Annotated in this window: 12 protein-coding genes; 8 read left to right on the forward strand and 4 right to left on the reverse strand. The window is 71.3% G+C overall.

Annotation, left to right across the window (positions count from 1 at the left end; genetic code table 11):
* Position 1 precedes the first annotated feature (1 nt).
* From gltX to ACIQVI_RS31110, 3 genes are all read right to left on the reverse strand, one after another.
* A complete protein-coding gene (gltX, locus tag ACIQVI_RS31100; RefSeq protein WP_351969677.1) occupies positions 2-1,477 on the reverse strand; it encodes a glutamate--tRNA ligase in 1,476 nt (491 codons plus the stop codon).
* Positions 1,470-2,264: a fumarylacetoacetate hydrolase family protein gene (locus tag ACIQVI_RS31105; RefSeq protein WP_351969676.1), complete on the reverse strand. Its 795-nt coding sequence runs from the start codon at positions 2,262-2,264 to the stop codon at positions 1,470-1,472. Before ACIQVI_RS31105 ends, gltX begins: the two co-directional genes overlap by 8 nt.
* 132 nt (positions 2,265-2,396) lie before the next feature.
* The gene (locus ACIQVI_RS31110) at positions 2,397-2,600 is read right to left on the reverse strand and encodes a hypothetical protein (protein ID WP_161372289.1); all 204 of its coding nucleotides are present in this window, start codon (positions 2,598-2,600) and stop codon (positions 2,397-2,399) included.
* 571 nt (positions 2,601-3,171) lie between these two features.
* On the opposite strand from ACIQVI_RS31110, the gene ACIQVI_RS31115 reads away from it, so the two are divergent.
* From ACIQVI_RS31115 to ACIQVI_RS31150, 8 genes are all read left to right on the forward strand, one after another.
* Positions 3,172-6,960: a nitrate- and nitrite sensing domain-containing protein gene (locus ACIQVI_RS31115; RefSeq protein ID WP_403601929.1), complete on the forward strand. Its 3,789-nt coding sequence runs from the start codon at positions 3,172-3,174 to the stop codon at positions 6,958-6,960.
* A 9-nt stretch (positions 6,961-6,969) separates the two neighbouring features.
* Positions 6,970-7,383: a roadblock/LC7 domain-containing protein gene (locus ACIQVI_RS31120; RefSeq protein WP_053644606.1), complete on the forward strand. Its 414-nt coding sequence runs from the start codon at positions 6,970-6,972 to the stop codon at positions 7,381-7,383.
* Between the two features lie 163 nt (positions 7,384-7,546).
* Complete coding sequence (locus ACIQVI_RS31125) at positions 7,547-7,951, forward strand: DUF742 domain-containing protein (protein WP_121834079.1); 405 nt, start codon at positions 7,547-7,549, stop codon at positions 7,949-7,951.
* Positions 7,932-8,513 (forward strand): ATP/GTP-binding protein, encoded by a 582-nt coding sequence (locus ACIQVI_RS31130; protein ID WP_161374012.1) that lies wholly within the window; start codon positions 7,932-7,934, stop codon positions 8,511-8,513. The genes ACIQVI_RS31125 and ACIQVI_RS31130 overlap by 20 nt, the downstream gene beginning before the upstream one ends.
* Before the next feature lie 341 nt (positions 8,514-8,854).
* The gene (locus tag ACIQVI_RS31135) at positions 8,855-12,154 is read left to right on the forward strand and encodes a nitrate- and nitrite sensing domain-containing protein (RefSeq protein WP_351974096.1); all 3,300 of its coding nucleotides are present in this window, start codon (positions 8,855-8,857) and stop codon (positions 12,152-12,154) included.
* 7 nt (positions 12,155-12,161) lie between these two features.
* Complete coding sequence (locus tag ACIQVI_RS31140) at positions 12,162-12,575, forward strand: roadblock/LC7 domain-containing protein (protein WP_026057603.1); 414 nt, start codon at positions 12,162-12,164, stop codon at positions 12,573-12,575.
* 106 nt (positions 12,576-12,681) lie between these two features.
* Positions 12,682-13,230, forward strand: coding sequence for a DUF742 domain-containing protein (locus ACIQVI_RS31145; RefSeq protein ID WP_351974365.1), 549 nt, complete (start codon positions 12,682-12,684; stop codon positions 13,228-13,230).
* On the forward strand, positions 13,211-13,792 hold the full coding sequence (locus ACIQVI_RS31150; RefSeq protein WP_015036414.1) for an ATP/GTP-binding protein: 582 nt from the start codon (positions 13,211-13,213) through the stop codon (positions 13,790-13,792). Before ACIQVI_RS31145 ends, ACIQVI_RS31150 begins: the two co-directional genes overlap by 20 nt.
* 169 nt (positions 13,793-13,961) lie before the next feature.
* Here ACIQVI_RS31150 and ACIQVI_RS31155 read toward each other — a convergent pair whose 3' ends face one another.
* Positions 13,962-14,138: an acyl-CoA carboxylase subunit epsilon gene (locus ACIQVI_RS31155; RefSeq protein WP_403601950.1), complete on the reverse strand. Its 177-nt coding sequence runs from the start codon at positions 14,136-14,138 to the stop codon at positions 13,962-13,964.
* Positions 14,139-14,152: the final 14 nt, after the last annotated feature.

A 14,152-nucleotide genomic window follows, 5' to 3' on the forward strand; every position in this document is an offset into this window, starting at 1 on the left:
CCTACGCGGCGAGCTTCGCCAGGGCCGCGTCGATGCGGGCCAGGGTCTTCTCCTCGCCCAGGATCTCCAGGGACTCGAAGAGCGGCAGGCCGACCGTGCGGCCGGTGACCGCGACGCGGACCGGGGCCTGGGCCTTGCCGAGCTTGAGGCCGTGGGCCTCGCCGGCGGCCAGGACGGCGCTCTTGAGGGACTCGGGGTCGCTCCAGTCGGCGCCCGCGAGCTTCTCCCGGGCGGTGGTGAGGAGCGCGGCCGGCTCGCCCTTCATCGCCTTGTCCCACGAGGCCTGGTCGAAGACCGGCTCGGGCAGGAAGAGGAAGTCGACGTTGGCCGTGATGTCCGAGAGGACGGTCAGGCGGGTCTGGGCGTGCGGCGCGACGGCCTCCCAGGCGGCCCGGTCGAAGTCCTCCGGCGCCCAGGGGGCGTGCGGGGCGCGCAGCCAGGGCTCGCAGGCCTCGGCGAACGCCTTCACGTCGAGGCGGCGGATGTGGTCGGCGTTGATCGACTCGGCCTTCTTGAGGTCGAAGCGGGCCGGGTTGGCGTTGACGTCGGCGATGTCGAACTTCTCCACCATCTCGGGGATCGTGAAGAGGTCCTGGTCGGCCGAGAAGGACCAGCCGAGCAGGGAGAGGTAGTTCAGCAGGCCCTCGGGGAGGAAGCCGCGCTCCCGGTAGAGGTTGAGGGAGGCCTGCGGGTCGCGCTTGGAGAGCTTCTTGTTGCCCTCGCCCATCACGTACGGCAGGTGGCCGAAGGCGGGGATCTCCTTGGCGACGCCCAGCTCGATCAGCGCCTTGTAGAGCGCGATCTGGCGCGGGGTGGAGGAGAGCAGGTCCTCGCCGCGCAGGACGTGGGTGATCTCCATGAGGGCGTCGTCGACCGGGTTGACCAGGGTGTAGAGCGGGGCGCCGTTGGCCCGGAGGATGCCGTAGTCCGGCACGTTCTCCGGGGTGAAGGTGAGCTCGCCGCGGACCAGGTCGGTGAAGGTGATGGGCTCGTCGGGCATCCGGAAGCGGACGATCGACGTGCGGCCCTCGGCCTCGTACGCCGCCTTCTGCTCGTCGGTGAGGTCGCGGCAGTGGCCGTCGTAGCCGGAGGGGCGGCCGGCGGCGCGGGCGGCCTCGCGGCGCTCGTCGAGCTCCTCGGTGGTGCAGTAGCAGGGGTACGCGTGGCCTCCGGCGAGCAGCTTGTCGGCGACGTCCTTGTAGATGTCCATCCGCTGCGACTGGCGGTACGGCGCGTGCGGGCCGCCGATCTCCGGGCCCTCGTCCCAGTCGAGGCCGAGCCAGCGCAGCGAGTCGAGCAGCTGCTGGTACGACTCCTCCGAGTCGCGCGCCGCGTCGGTGTCCTCGATGCGGAAGACCATGGTGCCCTGGTTGTGCCGGGCGAAGGCCCAGTTGAAGAGGGCGGTGCGGACCAGACCCACGTGGGGGTTGCCGGTCGGCGAGGGACAGAAACGGACGCGGATATTCGCGTTAGCCACGCTTGATCACCTTATTGGTGAGAGTGCCGATGCCTTCGATGGTGACGGCGACCTCGTCGCCGACGTTGAGGGGGCCGACCCCGGCCGGGGTGCCGGTGAGGATGACGTCGCCGGGGAGCAGCGTCATGGCCTCGGTGATGTGGACGACCAGGTCCTCGACGGAGCGGATCATGTCGCTCGTGCGGCCGAGCTGGCGCTGTTCGCCGTTGACCGTGGCCTGGACGGCCAGGTCGCCGGCCTGCGCGACGCTCAGGCCGGTCTCCACCCAGGGGCCGAGCGGGCAGGAGGTGTCGAAGCCCTTGGCGCGGGCCCACTGGTTCTCGCGCCTCTGGACGTCCCGGGCGGTGACGTCGTTGGCGCAGGTGTATCCGAAGATCACGTCCTGGACGCGCTCGCGGGGGACCTCGCGGCACATGCGGCCGATCACCACGGCCAGTTCGGCCTCGTAGTGCAGCTCGCTGGAGAAGGAGGGGTACTCGACGGCGTCGCCGGAGCCGATCACCGAGGTGGTGGGCTTGAAGAAGGCGACGGGGGCGTCGGGGACCTCGTTGCCGAGTTCGGCGGCGTGCTCGGCGTAGTTGCGGCCGATGCCCACGACCTTGTTGGGGAGCACGGGCGGCAGGAGCCGTACCTTGCTCAGCGGGACCTTGGTGCCGCTGAGTTCGAAGTCGGTGTACGGGATGCCCTTGATGATGTCGAGGACGAGGCCGCCGGACTCGACGGGTCCCTCGCCCTCGACGGCGCCGAAGGCCACGTTGCCGTCGATGGAGAATCTGGCGATGCGCACGAGTGCTGTCGCCCCTCACTTGGTACTGGCTGGAGTCTGACGCTCCAGGCTAACGCGGCGGGGGGCCGCCGAACGGCGACATACGGGCCGTACGGGCCGGTGGGAGCGGGTCCCGGGCCCGCCGGGCGGGTGCTAGCGGGCGACCGTGGCGTACGGGGCGGGCTCGTACGGGGCCGGGGCCTGCATGAGGACGGTGCGGCGCGGGTTGGCCGTCCGGCCGGGCAGCTCGGCGGCGTACTCCGGCTGGGCGCCCCGGCCGAGCTGTGCGGCGTCCTGGAGGTGGACGAGGGTGGAGCGGCGGGGGTTGGCCGTGGTGCGGAGCGTCGTCTTGTTCATCGCGGTGATCAGACCTTGTTCCGGGACGGGCGCCCGTGCGGGCGCGTAGGGGTCGTAAAGCGTCAGGCTAAACATGGGATTCCCTTCGAATGCATGGCTAAGACATCGATCGGCGTGTGAGTTTGCTCACCAGTGACGGTAGATTCCAGGCATTACGGACAGCGACCGGCCACCCCGGAAAGGGACATTCCGCCACTGAATGCTCTATTCCGCTCCTGATCATGTCGACTGGGACACACGGGGATGCCGGGCCATTGGCACAGAAAAGTCCGTTTCCTCCGCGATCATCTTCTACATGGGGTGACGTGCCGGGCACGGGTTGTCATACGCTTCCCGGCGCGACACGCGGCCCTTGTTGGAGATCCGGCACTGTGCTGGAATTCCCGCACCGCCGCGGGTTTCAAGCCGGCGCGCAGAGGCGCAACGCAGCGCCGGCCGAGTGGCGGGACACGAAGGGGGAACTGCGCCGGTCACCGACGACCACCTGGGGTGCTCCACACACCCCGATCGACACCGACACCGTCCTCTCCGTTCATCCGGAAGGGCGCCTGGTCCAGAGGTTGCGACGCTAGTGCAGGGACGTTTCAAGAGGGATGGCTCGGGGTCTCCCCAGGCCCGTCAGGGCCGAGCGGATGCTCCGGCGGAGCAGGAACCGCGTGCCGGGACCGACCGCGGTCCCTCGGCCTCGCACACCCCGAACCAGGGTCAGGGTCCGTCCGGCGAGGGCGGTGACGGCGGCCGCCGCGCGGGCTCCGCGGGCACGCCGTCCGAGGCGTCCGCCGCTCCCGCGCCCAAGGCCGAGAACGAGGTCGGCTCCCGAATAGCTCTTCGCAACTGGCGCATCTCCACGCGTCTGGTCGCGCTCCTCACCCTCCCCGTGGTCGCGGCGACCGCCCTGGGCGGCATCCGCATCAACGAGTCGCTCAAGGACATGGAGCAGCTCGACCACATGCAGCTGCTCACCAAGCTGACGCGTGAGGCGACGGACCTCGCCAAGGCCCTCCAGGCCGAGCGCGACCACTCCGCCGGCCCGCTGGCCAACGGCCGCCCGGTCAGCGACTACCAGGTCGCCAACCCGCGCCGGAAGACGGACCTGGAGTACAAGGCCTTCCTCGCCGCCACCGAGGAGATCCCCTCCACCGAGGGCGACGAGGCGCTGCGCAGCATCCGCCAGAACGTCAGCCAGATCGCCTCCCAGGTCACCGAGCTCCACTCCATCCGGGGCAGCGCGTACAAGAAGGACGTCTCCAACTCGGTGACGGTCGAGGCGTACAGCCGTCTCATCCGCTCGCTCCTGAGCCTGTCCCAGGACATGGCGCAGGCGACCAGCAACCCCGAGATGATCAAGCGGACCCGCGCGCTCGCCGCGTTCTCGTCCGCCAAGGAGTACGCCTCCATCCAGCAGGCGATCATCGCGGCGGCGCTGCCCCCGAGCGACCGGACCCGCGGCAAGATCGAGCAGGGTGACCGGCTGTACGGCGAGGCCGCGCTCAACAGTGAGAACGTCGAGCTCAAGTCCTTCCAGGCGATCTACAAGTCGACCGGTGGCGACGCCGACGACCTGACGTCGACCCTGAACCGGGGCAACCCGTCCATCACCGCGGCCGACAAGTACGCCGAACGCGTGCTCGGCTCGGAAAACATGATGCAGAACGGCCCCCGGCGCGGCCATCTGAACTTCACCGACGAGTACGGCACCAAGATCGCCGCGATGGACCGCATCGAGAGCGTCCTGCTCGGCGACATGGAGTCCATGGCCCGTGAGCTGCGGCAGGAGTCGCAGCGCGAGGCCATCATCAACGGTGCGCTGATCCTGCTCGTCCTCGGCGTCTCGCTCGTCGGCGCCTTCGTCGTGGCGCGGTCCATGATCCGCTCGCTGCGCCGCCTCCAGGACACCGCGACCAAGGTCGCCCAGGAACGCCTGCCCGAGCTCGTCAAGCAGCTCTCCGAGTCCGACCCGCAGGACGTCGACACCTCCGTCGAGTCCGTCGGCGTGCACTCCCGGGACGAGATCGGCCAGGTGGCCGCGGCCTTCGACGACGTGCACCGCGAGGCCGTCCGCCTCGCCGCCGAGCAGGCCCTCCTCCGGGGCAACGTCAACGCGATGTTCACCAACCTCTCGCGCCGCTCCCAGGGCCTCATCCAGCGTCAGCTCTCGCTCATCTCCGAACTGGAGTCCCGCGAGGCCGACCCGGACCAGCTCTCCTCGCTCTTCAAGCTCGACCACCTCGCCACCCGTATGCGGCGTAACGGTGAGAACCTCCTCGTCCTCGCCGGTGAGGAGCCGGGCCGCCGCTGGACCCGTCCGGTCCCGCTGGTCGACGTGCTCCGCGCCGCCGCCTCCGAGGTGGAGCAGTACGAGCGCATCGAACTGGCAGCGGTCCCGGCGACCGAGGTCGCCGGCCGGGTCGTCAACGACCTCGTGCACCTCCTCGCCGAGCTGCTGGAGAACGCCACCTCGTTCTCCTCGCCGCAGACGAAGGTCCGGGTCACCGGTCACGCGCTGCCCGACGGCCGGGTGCTCGTCGAGATCCACGACACCGGCATCGGCCTCTCCCCCGAGGACCTCGCGGCGATCAACGAGCGGCTCGCCTCGCCGCCCACCGTGGACGTCTCGGTCTCGCGCCGCATGGGTCTGTTCGTGGTCGGCCGCCTGTCCCTGCGACACGGCATCCGCATCCAGCTGCGCCCCTCCGACTCGGGCGGCACCACCGCGCTCGTCATGCTCCCCGTCGACGTCGCCCAGGGCGGCAAGAAGCCCATGCCCAAGCCGGGCGCGGGCGGCCAGGGCGCGATGCCTCCGGGCGCCTCCGCCCCGGGCGGCCGGCTGCCCGGCGGCCCCGGCGCGGCCGGCGGTCCCGGCGGACGTCCGGGCCAGGGCGGCGCCCCGTCCCCGACGGCCGGACGCCTCGGCACCGGCGCCCCGCGCGGCCAGGTCGGCGCGGGCGGCCCCCGGGCCGCGCTGCCCGCCCGTGACGGCGCCCCGCTCGCCGGCGGCCCGCAGGGCGCGCCGCAGTCCCGCACCCCGCAGCCGCAGAACGCGCAGCTGGAGCAGACCGGCCGGCAGCCGCAGGCGCCCCAGACCCCCGAGGCCCCGCGCCCGGGCGGCGGCGGCCTCATCGGCGGCGCCGCGAGCGCCATCCCGTCCCGCACGGACGTGTGGGGCAACCAGGGCGGCCAGGGCAACCAGGGCACCCCGCAGGCCGGTCCCGGCGCGCAGCAGCAGGCGCCGCAGGGCGGGTACGACTTCCCGCGCGCCGAGCTGCCGGGCGGCACCCCGCCCCAGCAGCAGCGTCCGCAGGCCGCGAGCTGGGGCAACGAGCAGGCCCCGCAGCAGCCGGTGCGCCGTCCGCAGCAGGAGATGTCCCCGCTGGACGCCCCGCGCGGCCACGAGGACCCGGAGGCGGGCCGGTTCGCGGCTCCGCAGGGTCCCGGCTCCACGGGCCAGTTCCCGCGCCCCGACTTCGGCGGTCAGCAGGCGCACCAGCAGCAGGCCCCGCAGCAGCACCAGCAGCCGCAGGTCCCACAGGGGTACCAGGGCGGCGCGCAGGACCCGGCGTCGACGGCGCAGTTCCCGCGCCCGGACTTCGGCGCTCCGCAGGGTCCCGGCTCCACCGGCCAGTTCCCGCGCCCCGACTTCGGCGCCCCGCAGGCCCCGCAGCAGCAGGCGCCCCAGCAGCCGCAGGGCTACCAGGGCGGCCAGCAGCAGCAGTTCGGCCGGCAGCCCTTCGTACCGCAGGCGCAGCCGCAGGCTCCGCAGCCCCCGGCACCGCGTCAGCGGACCGGCGGGAACGACTTCGGCGCCCCGCGTCCGGCCGAGCCGGGCCGTCAGCAGCCGCAGCAGCCGCAGCTCCAGCAGCCGCGCCGTCCGGAGGCGCTGCCGCCGGCGAGCGGCGCGGGCGACGGCCGTACGCCGCTGTACGACAACCTGGAGACCAACTGGTTCCACCAGGACCAGGCGGCCCAGCAGGCCCAGGCCCAGGACCCGGCGCAGACGGCGCAGACCCCGGTCGTACCGCGCGCGGCCGCCCCGGCCCCCCGCCAGGGCGACCAGAACGGCGGGGCCGCCTGGCGGACCTCGCCCAACGACGAGCTGGTGCGCCAGGCCGAGCGGGTGCGCAAGCCCGCGGCCGGCGGCGTCACCACCTCCGGCCTCCCCCGGCGCGTGCCGAAGGCCAACCTCGTACCCGGGACCGCCCAGGAGCAGGCCCACACGGCCGGCCCCCAGGTCTCGCGTGCACCCGACGACGTCCGCGGCCGGCTCACCAACCTGCGCCGCGGCATTCAGCAGGGCCGTCAGGCCGGTAACTCGACCACGGGTAATCACCACCTCGGTCCGAACCATCAGCAGGAGCGTTAGTTGAACGCGATGAGCCAGGCGGCGCAGAATCTGAACTGGTTGATCACCAACTTCGTGGACAACACCCCCGGGGTGTCCCACACGGTGGTGGTCTCCGCCGACGGACTCCTGCTGGCCATGTCCGAAGGATTCCCCCGCGACCGCGCCGACCAGCTGGCGGCGGTCGCGTCCGGACTGACCTCGCTGACCGCGGGCGCGTCCAGGATCTTCGAGGGCGGTCCGGTCGCGCAGACCGTCGTGGAGATGGAGCGCGGCTTCCTCTTCCTCATGCAGGTCTCGGACGGCTCCTCGCTGGCCGTGCTCGCCCACCCCGAGTGCGACATCGGCCTCGTGGGCTACGAGATGACGCTGCTGGTCGACCGGGCCGGCAGCGTGCTCACCCCGGACCTCCGCGCGGAGCTCCAGGGCAGCCTGCTCCACTAGCGGGGTCCTCACCCGGACACACCCCGTCCCCGCACCGAATGACCGACAGGGCGGTACGCCCCTCCGTACCGCCCTGGAAACCGTTCACCGTCCGGCCGCCCCACCCGGCCCCCCACCGGCCCCATCAGACGGCAGAAGTCTTGCTGTCACGCCCGGAGGATTCATGACCCCGCCCCCCGCCTCTCACGATCCGTACGGCTCCTCAGTCGACGAGTACGGGCACGAGGGCGACCAGCCGCTGGTGCGTCCGTACGCGATGACCGGCGGCCGGACCCGGCCGCGCTACCAGCTCGCCATCGAGGCGCTGGTCAGCACCACGGCCGACCCGGCGCACCTCGCCACGCTGCTCCCCGAGCACCAGCGGATCTGCCACCTGTGCCGCGAGGTCAAGTCGGTGGCCGAGGTGTCGGCCCTCCTGTCGATGCCGCTCGGCGTCGCCAGGATCCTCGTCGCCGACCTGGCGGAGGCCGGCATGGTGGCGATCCACCAGCCGGGCAACGGAGAGACCGGCGGCACGCCGGACGTGACTCTGCTCGAAAGGGTGCTCAGTGGACTTCGCAAGCTCTAGCGGCGGTGCGGCCCGGTCGACCACCAGCGCGAAGATCGTGGTGGCGGGCGGCTTCGGCGTGGGCAAGACCACGTTCGTCGGCGCCGTCTCGGAGATCAACCCGCTGCGTACCGAGGCCGTCATGACGTCCGCTTCGGCGGGCATCGACGACCTGACGCACACGGGTGGCAAGACGACGACGACCGTGGCCATGGACTTCGGCCGCATCACGCTCGACCAGGACCTGATCCTGTACCTGTTCGGCACCCCCGGGCAGGACCGCTTCTGGTTCATGTGGGACGACCTGGTGCGGGGTGCCATCGGCGCCGTCGTGCTCGTGGACACCCGGCGTCTCGCGGACTGTTTCCCGGCGGTCGACTACTTCGAGAACTCGGGCCTGCCGTTCGTCATCGCCCTCAACGGCTTCGACGGCAGCCAGCCCTACCAGCCCGAGGAGGTGCGCGAGGCCCTGCAGATCGGCCCGGACACCCCCATCATCACCACCGACGCCCGCCACCGCGCCGACGCCAAGAGCGCGCTCATCACGCTCGTCGAGCACGCCCTGATGGCGCGGCTCAAGTAGGAGGCCGGGCCGGGCGGTTGCCCCGCGCCGCCGGTCCGGGGGCGGTCTGTGTCGTTCGACACGACCGCCCCCGTGTTCATAACGTTTCGACAGAGAATTGGGGCGCCTCGGACACCCGACGCATCCGATCGGTGTCACTGCGCTCACATGAGCCCCGCTTTTTGGCGGGGCTCGCTCTTTATGCCCGTTTTATTCGCCATATGCACCACGGAAAGTAGCCGCGTCCCACTGTTTGGAAGGGACCCCCTTCACGTGCTGCAATTCATGAACTCCCGAGTAGTACGGCCCTGAACGAAACACCGGCACAACGTAGGTGCCGACGCCGAGAGGTTGTTGGTCGAGTGAGGCGAAGCAAGGAAAGCTCCGCGGAGCAGGAGACGCGGGGCAACTTCACGCCGCCGTCGCGCACGGCGGTGTCGCCCGCGGACGTTCCCGTGACGCCGCCGCCGCCCGCCGAGGCGACCGGGGGAAGCTCCAGCAAGCTGTCGCCCCGCAACTGGCGGGTGCCCACCCGGCTGAACGCGATCCTGCTCATACCCGTGCTCGTCGGCCTCGTCATGGGCGGCTTCCAGGTCAAGGGGTCGATCGACACCTGGCAGGAGGCCCAGGACGCCGAGAAGACGGCGCTCATCGTGCGCGCCGCCTCGGAGTACAGCACCGCGCTGCTCAACGAGCGCGACCTCACCGCCGCCCCGCTGCTCGTCGCCAAGAGCCCCGAGGACCGCAAGGCCGACGAGGTCCAGCGCGCGTACGCCGCGACCGACGCCGCCCGCCTGAAGTTCGACGAGGCCGCCAAGAACCTGCCCTCGGGCCAGGGCCTGGAGCGCCGCCTCCGCCTGTTCAGGGACGAGGAGCCGAAGCTCGAAGCGCTCCGCAAGAGCGCGTACGCCCGCTCCTACGACCCGGTGAACACCCAGCTCGCGTACACCGGCGTCCAGCACTACCTGACCGAGTTCTCCAACGAGCTCGGCCTGGGCACCGGCAACGTCACCGCGTACGGCCGCAGCGTCTACGCGATCCAGCTCTCCAAGGGCGCCGAGTCCCTCCAGCGGTCCATCGGCACCCAGCTGCTCGTCCGGCCCAGCACCACCGAGGCCGTCTTCGCCCAGCAGTCCGTGGCGTTCAACTCGTACAACTACCTGGAGCAGATCGCCCTCGGCGAGTTCAGCTCCGGCGGTATGCCCGAGGACGTCGAGCTGCTCAAGAAGGTCATGGCCGGCAAGGCCGCCGAGGGCGCCAAACAGATGCAGGCGGCCGACGTCGAGCTGCCCAAGGGCAAGGACGGCTCCGTCTACTCCGGCGTGGCCAACGCGATCGGCACGGCCAAGGGCCCCGAGGGCATCGCGGCGCTCAAGGCCAAGGGCATCACGCCCGAGACCTGGATGGCGATCGCCACCGCCAAGTTCGAGGGCTACAGCGAGGTCGAGAAGGCCCTCGTCGACAAGGCCGTGAACGAGGCCGTCAAGATCTCCGACGACGCCAAGTCGGACGCCTGGCTGAACGGCGCCATCGTCGTCATCGCCCTGCTCGCCGCGTTCATCCTGGCCGGGATGATGGCCCGGCAGATGAGCCGCTCGATGCGCACCCTGCGGACCGCCGCCTTCGGCATCGCCGAGCAGCGCCTGCCGATGCTGGTCGACCAGCTCTCCCGCACCGAGCCGGGCCGGGTCGACACCCGCGTCCAGCCGATCCCGATCGACTCCCAGGACGAGATCGGCGAGGTCGCCCGCGCGTTCGACCAGGTCCACCGCGAGGCCGTCCGGCTCGCCGCCGAGCAGGCCATGCTCCGGGGCAACGTCAACGCGATCTTCACCAACCTCTCGCGCCGCAACCAGTCGCTGATCGAGGGCCAGCTGACCCTCATCACCGACCTGGAGAACAACGAGGCCGACCCGGACCAGCTGGAGAACCTCTTCAAGCTGGACCACCTGGCGACCCGTATGCGCCGCAACGGCGAGAACCTCCTCGTTCTCGCCGGCGAGGAGCCCGGCCGCCGCTGGGACCAGCCGGTCCCCCTGGTCGACGTCATGCGCGCCGCCTCCTCCGAGGTGGAGCAGTACGAGCGCATCGAGCTGGCGGGCGTCCCGGAGGCCGAGATCCACGGCCAGGCCGTGACCGACCTCGTGCACCTCCTCGCCGAGCTCCTGGAGAACGCCACCACGTTCTCCTCCCCGCAGACCAAGGTCCGCGTCACCGCGACCCGTCTCCCCGACGGCCGCGTGATGGTCGAGATCCACGACAAGGGCATCGGCCTCACCGCCGAGGACTTCGCGGACATCAACCACAAGCTGGCCAACCCGCCGACCGTGGACGCCGCCGTCTCGCAGCGCATGGGCCTCTTCGTGGTCGGCCGGCTGGCCGACCGGCACGGCATCCGGGTCCAGCTCCGCCCCTCGGGCGAGCAGGCCGGGACGACCTCGCTCGTCATGCTGCCGGACGCGATCACGCACGGCGGCGGCGGCGAGCAGCCGATCCAGGACGACTTCACCGTCTCCCAGATCATCCCGGAACAGCAGCAGCAGCCGCAGAACGCCTTCGAGGCGGCTCCCGCGCAGCCGATGCTGACCGCGGCCGACCTCGGCTTCGACGACTCGCGCTACGAGCAGCAGCCGGACGGGGAGCAGCAGAGCCTCGACCCGGTCGACCGCTCGCTGCGGCGCGAGGGGCGGCGTGCCGCCCTGGGCGACCGCGCGCAGACCGGCGACCGCCCGCTCTTCCGCGACGAGGCGGAGCAGCCGCAGGAGTACGCCCAGGCCCAGGAGTACGGGCAGGAGCAGGCCGTCCAGGGCCAGGAGTACGGCCAGGGGCAGCCGCAGGGCCAGGAGTACGCGACCGAGTACGCCCCCGCGCAGGAGTACGGGCAGCAGCCCCAGCAGGAGTACGGCCAGGAGTACGCGACCGGCTACCCGCAGCAGGACGGCTACGCCGGGGACGCCTCCCACACCGGGGGCTACGCGGCGCCGCAGCAGGGCTACGAGGCGTACCCTCAGCAGGGGTATGCGGAAGCCTCGTACGAGACTCCGGGAACCGAACACCAGCAGTACGGCCAGACGTTCGATCCCCAGTCCCACCAGGCGGAGTGGCCGGATCAGAACGCCTACCAGGGTGGTTACGCCCAGGAGTACCGGACGGAACCGGAATCTGCCCCGGCCGCTCCCGAACAGGCCGCCGACCGCGTAGGCTTCGACCGTCCGGGTCCGACTCCGAATCCCGCCCCGGACGCCGGTCACGCGCTGACCGACGCCGGACTGCCGCGCCGCGGCAGCGTCGCCCCGCCGACGCAGCGGACGCCGCAGCCGGCCAAGCCCGCGCAGCCGGAACAGCAGCAGAACGAAGCCGGCGGTTCCGACGAATGGCGCTCGACCAACGACGAGCGCTGGCAGCGGGCCGGAAAGCTCAAGGACCCGAAGGCGGGCGGGGTCACCTCGTCCGGTCTCCCCCGACGCGTCCCGAAGGCCAACCTGGTCGAGGGCACGGCTGAGCAGACCCCGCAGGGCGGCCCCCAGGTCTCCCGCGCACCCGAGGACGTACGGGGCAGGTTGAGCAACCTGCGCCGGGGCGTTCAGCAGGGACGCAACGCGGGAACGGACACGAACGGATCGGGCCTCGGCCCGGGCAGTACCTACAACCAGGAGCGTTAGTGTGAGCATGAGCCAGGCGGCGCAGAATCTGAACTGGTTGATCACCAACTTCGTGGACAACACCCCCGGGGTGTCGCACACGGTGGTGGTCTCCGCCGACGGACTCCTGCTGGCGATGTCCGAGGGCTTCCCCCGGGACCGCGCCGACCAGCTGGCGGCCGTCGCCTCCGGACTGACCTCGCTGACCGCGGGCGCGTCCAGGATCTTCGAGGGCGGTGCGGTCAACCAGACCGTGGTGGAGATGGAGCGCGGCTTCCTCTTCATCATGTCGATCTCGGACGGCTCCTCGCTGGCCGTGCTCGCCCACCCCGAGGCGGACATCGGTCTCGTGGGCTACGAGATGGCCCTGCTCGTGGACCGCGCGGGCACCGTCCTGACCCCCGACCTCCGGGCGGAGCTCCAGGGCAGTCTTCTTAACTAACAGTTCTCAACCAACAGACAGACAGTGCGTTTCGCGCCACCGCCCCGTAAGGTGCGGTGGCGCGGCTCCAAGGGACATGGACCGCGAGGCAGTCGGAGGAGGAAACGTGGGAACACCCCCGGGCGGAAGCCCTTACAACGGTTATGACGCGCACCAGGCACCGCTGGGCGACACCGCGCAGAACCGGTTCAACTTTCCCTCCGCACCGAGCGGACAGGGTGCGTCGCAGCCCTATCGGCAGCCGCACGCCCCAGCGGCACCCGCCGGACCGTCCGCCTCGCGCGGCCCGTCCTCCTCGGGCGGCTCGGGCGGGCACAACCCGCTGGTGCGCCCGTACGCGATGACCGGCGGCCGGACCCGGCCGCGTTACCAGCTCGCCATCGAGGCGTTGGTCAGTACGACGGCCGATCCGTCCCGGCTGCAGGGGCAGTTGCCCGAGCACCAGCGGATCTGCCGGCTCTGCTTCGAGATCAAGTCGGTCGCCGAGATCTCGGCCCTCCTCTCCATCCCCCTCGGCGTCGCCCGAATCCTCGTCGCCGACCTGGCCGAGGCCGGACTCGTCGCCATCCACCAGCCCGGCGGCGACGAGGCCGCCGGCGGTCAGCCAGACGTGACACTGCTCGAAAGGGTGCTCAGTGGACTTCGCAAGCTCTAGCGGCGGCGCGGCCCGTTCAACCACCAGCGCGAAGATCGTGGTGGCGGGCGGCTTCGGCGTGGGCAAGACCACGTTCGTCGGCGCCGTCTCGGAGATCAACCCGCTGCGTACCGAAGCCGTCATGACGTCCGCCTCGGCGGGCATCGACGACCTCACCCACACCGGCGACAAGACGACGACGACCGTCGCCATGGACTTCGGCCGCATCACGCTCGACCAGGACCTGATCCTGTACCTGTTCGGCACCCCCGGACAGGACCGCTTCTGGTTCATGTGGGACGACCTCGTCCGCGGCGCCATCGGCGCCGTCGTCCTCGTCGACACCCGCCGGCTCGCCGACTGCTTCCCCGCCGTCGACTACTTCGAGAACTCGGGTCTCCCGTTCGTCATCGCCCTCAACGGCTTCGACGGCAACCAGCCCTACCAGCCCGAGGAAGTCCGCGAGGCCCTGCAGATCGGCCCCGACACCCCTATCATCACCACCGACGCCCGCCACCGCGCCGACGCCAAGAGCGCGCTCATCACGCTCGTCGAGCACGCCCTCATGGCCCGACTGCGGTAGCTGTCCCCAGGCGTTCCGTTCTCCCCCGCTCGTCCCGAAGGCCGCGCTCCCCGGAAGGGGGGCGCGGCCTTCGGCGTGCGTTCTCCCGTGTACGGGCAGCGCGAAGGGCCGGAACCCGGTCTCCACCGGGTTCCGGCCCTTCGCCGTGCTCTTTGGTGCTCCGTGTCGGCTAGCGCCAGCTGTGGGGGGCGCGGAAGCCGTGTTCGCGCTCCAGGCGGCGCCAGCCGGCCGCGTTGCGGGCCTGGTGGGTGGGGGTGGTGGTGGGCTGGGTGGTGGCGCGGGCGAGGAGGACGGCGGTGATGGCGGCGAGTTCTTCGGGGTCGGCGTGACCCTTCTCGACGCGCAGGAGGTTGGCGGGGG

Source organism: Streptomyces sp. NPDC098101, from assembly GCF_044760185.1.
Taxonomy (GTDB): Bacteria; Actinomycetota; Actinomycetes; order Streptomycetales; family Streptomycetaceae; genus Streptomyces.

Coding starts and splice junctions, on each gene's coding strand:
- ACIQVI_RS31140 (WP_026057603.1), top strand. CDS start 12,162: ATGAGCCAGGCGGCGCAGAATCTGAACTGGTTGATCACCAACTTCGTG.
- ACIQVI_RS31125 (WP_121834079.1), top strand. CDS start 7,547: ATGACCCCGCCCCCCGCCTCTCACGATCCGTACGGCTCCTCAGTCGAC.
- ACIQVI_RS31120 (WP_053644606.1), top strand. CDS start 6,970: ATGAGCCAGGCGGCGCAGAATCTGAACTGGTTGATCACCAACTTCGTG.
- ACIQVI_RS31110 (WP_161372289.1), bottom strand. CDS start 2,600: ATGAACAAGACGACGCTCCGCACCACGGCCAACCCCCGCCGCTCCACC.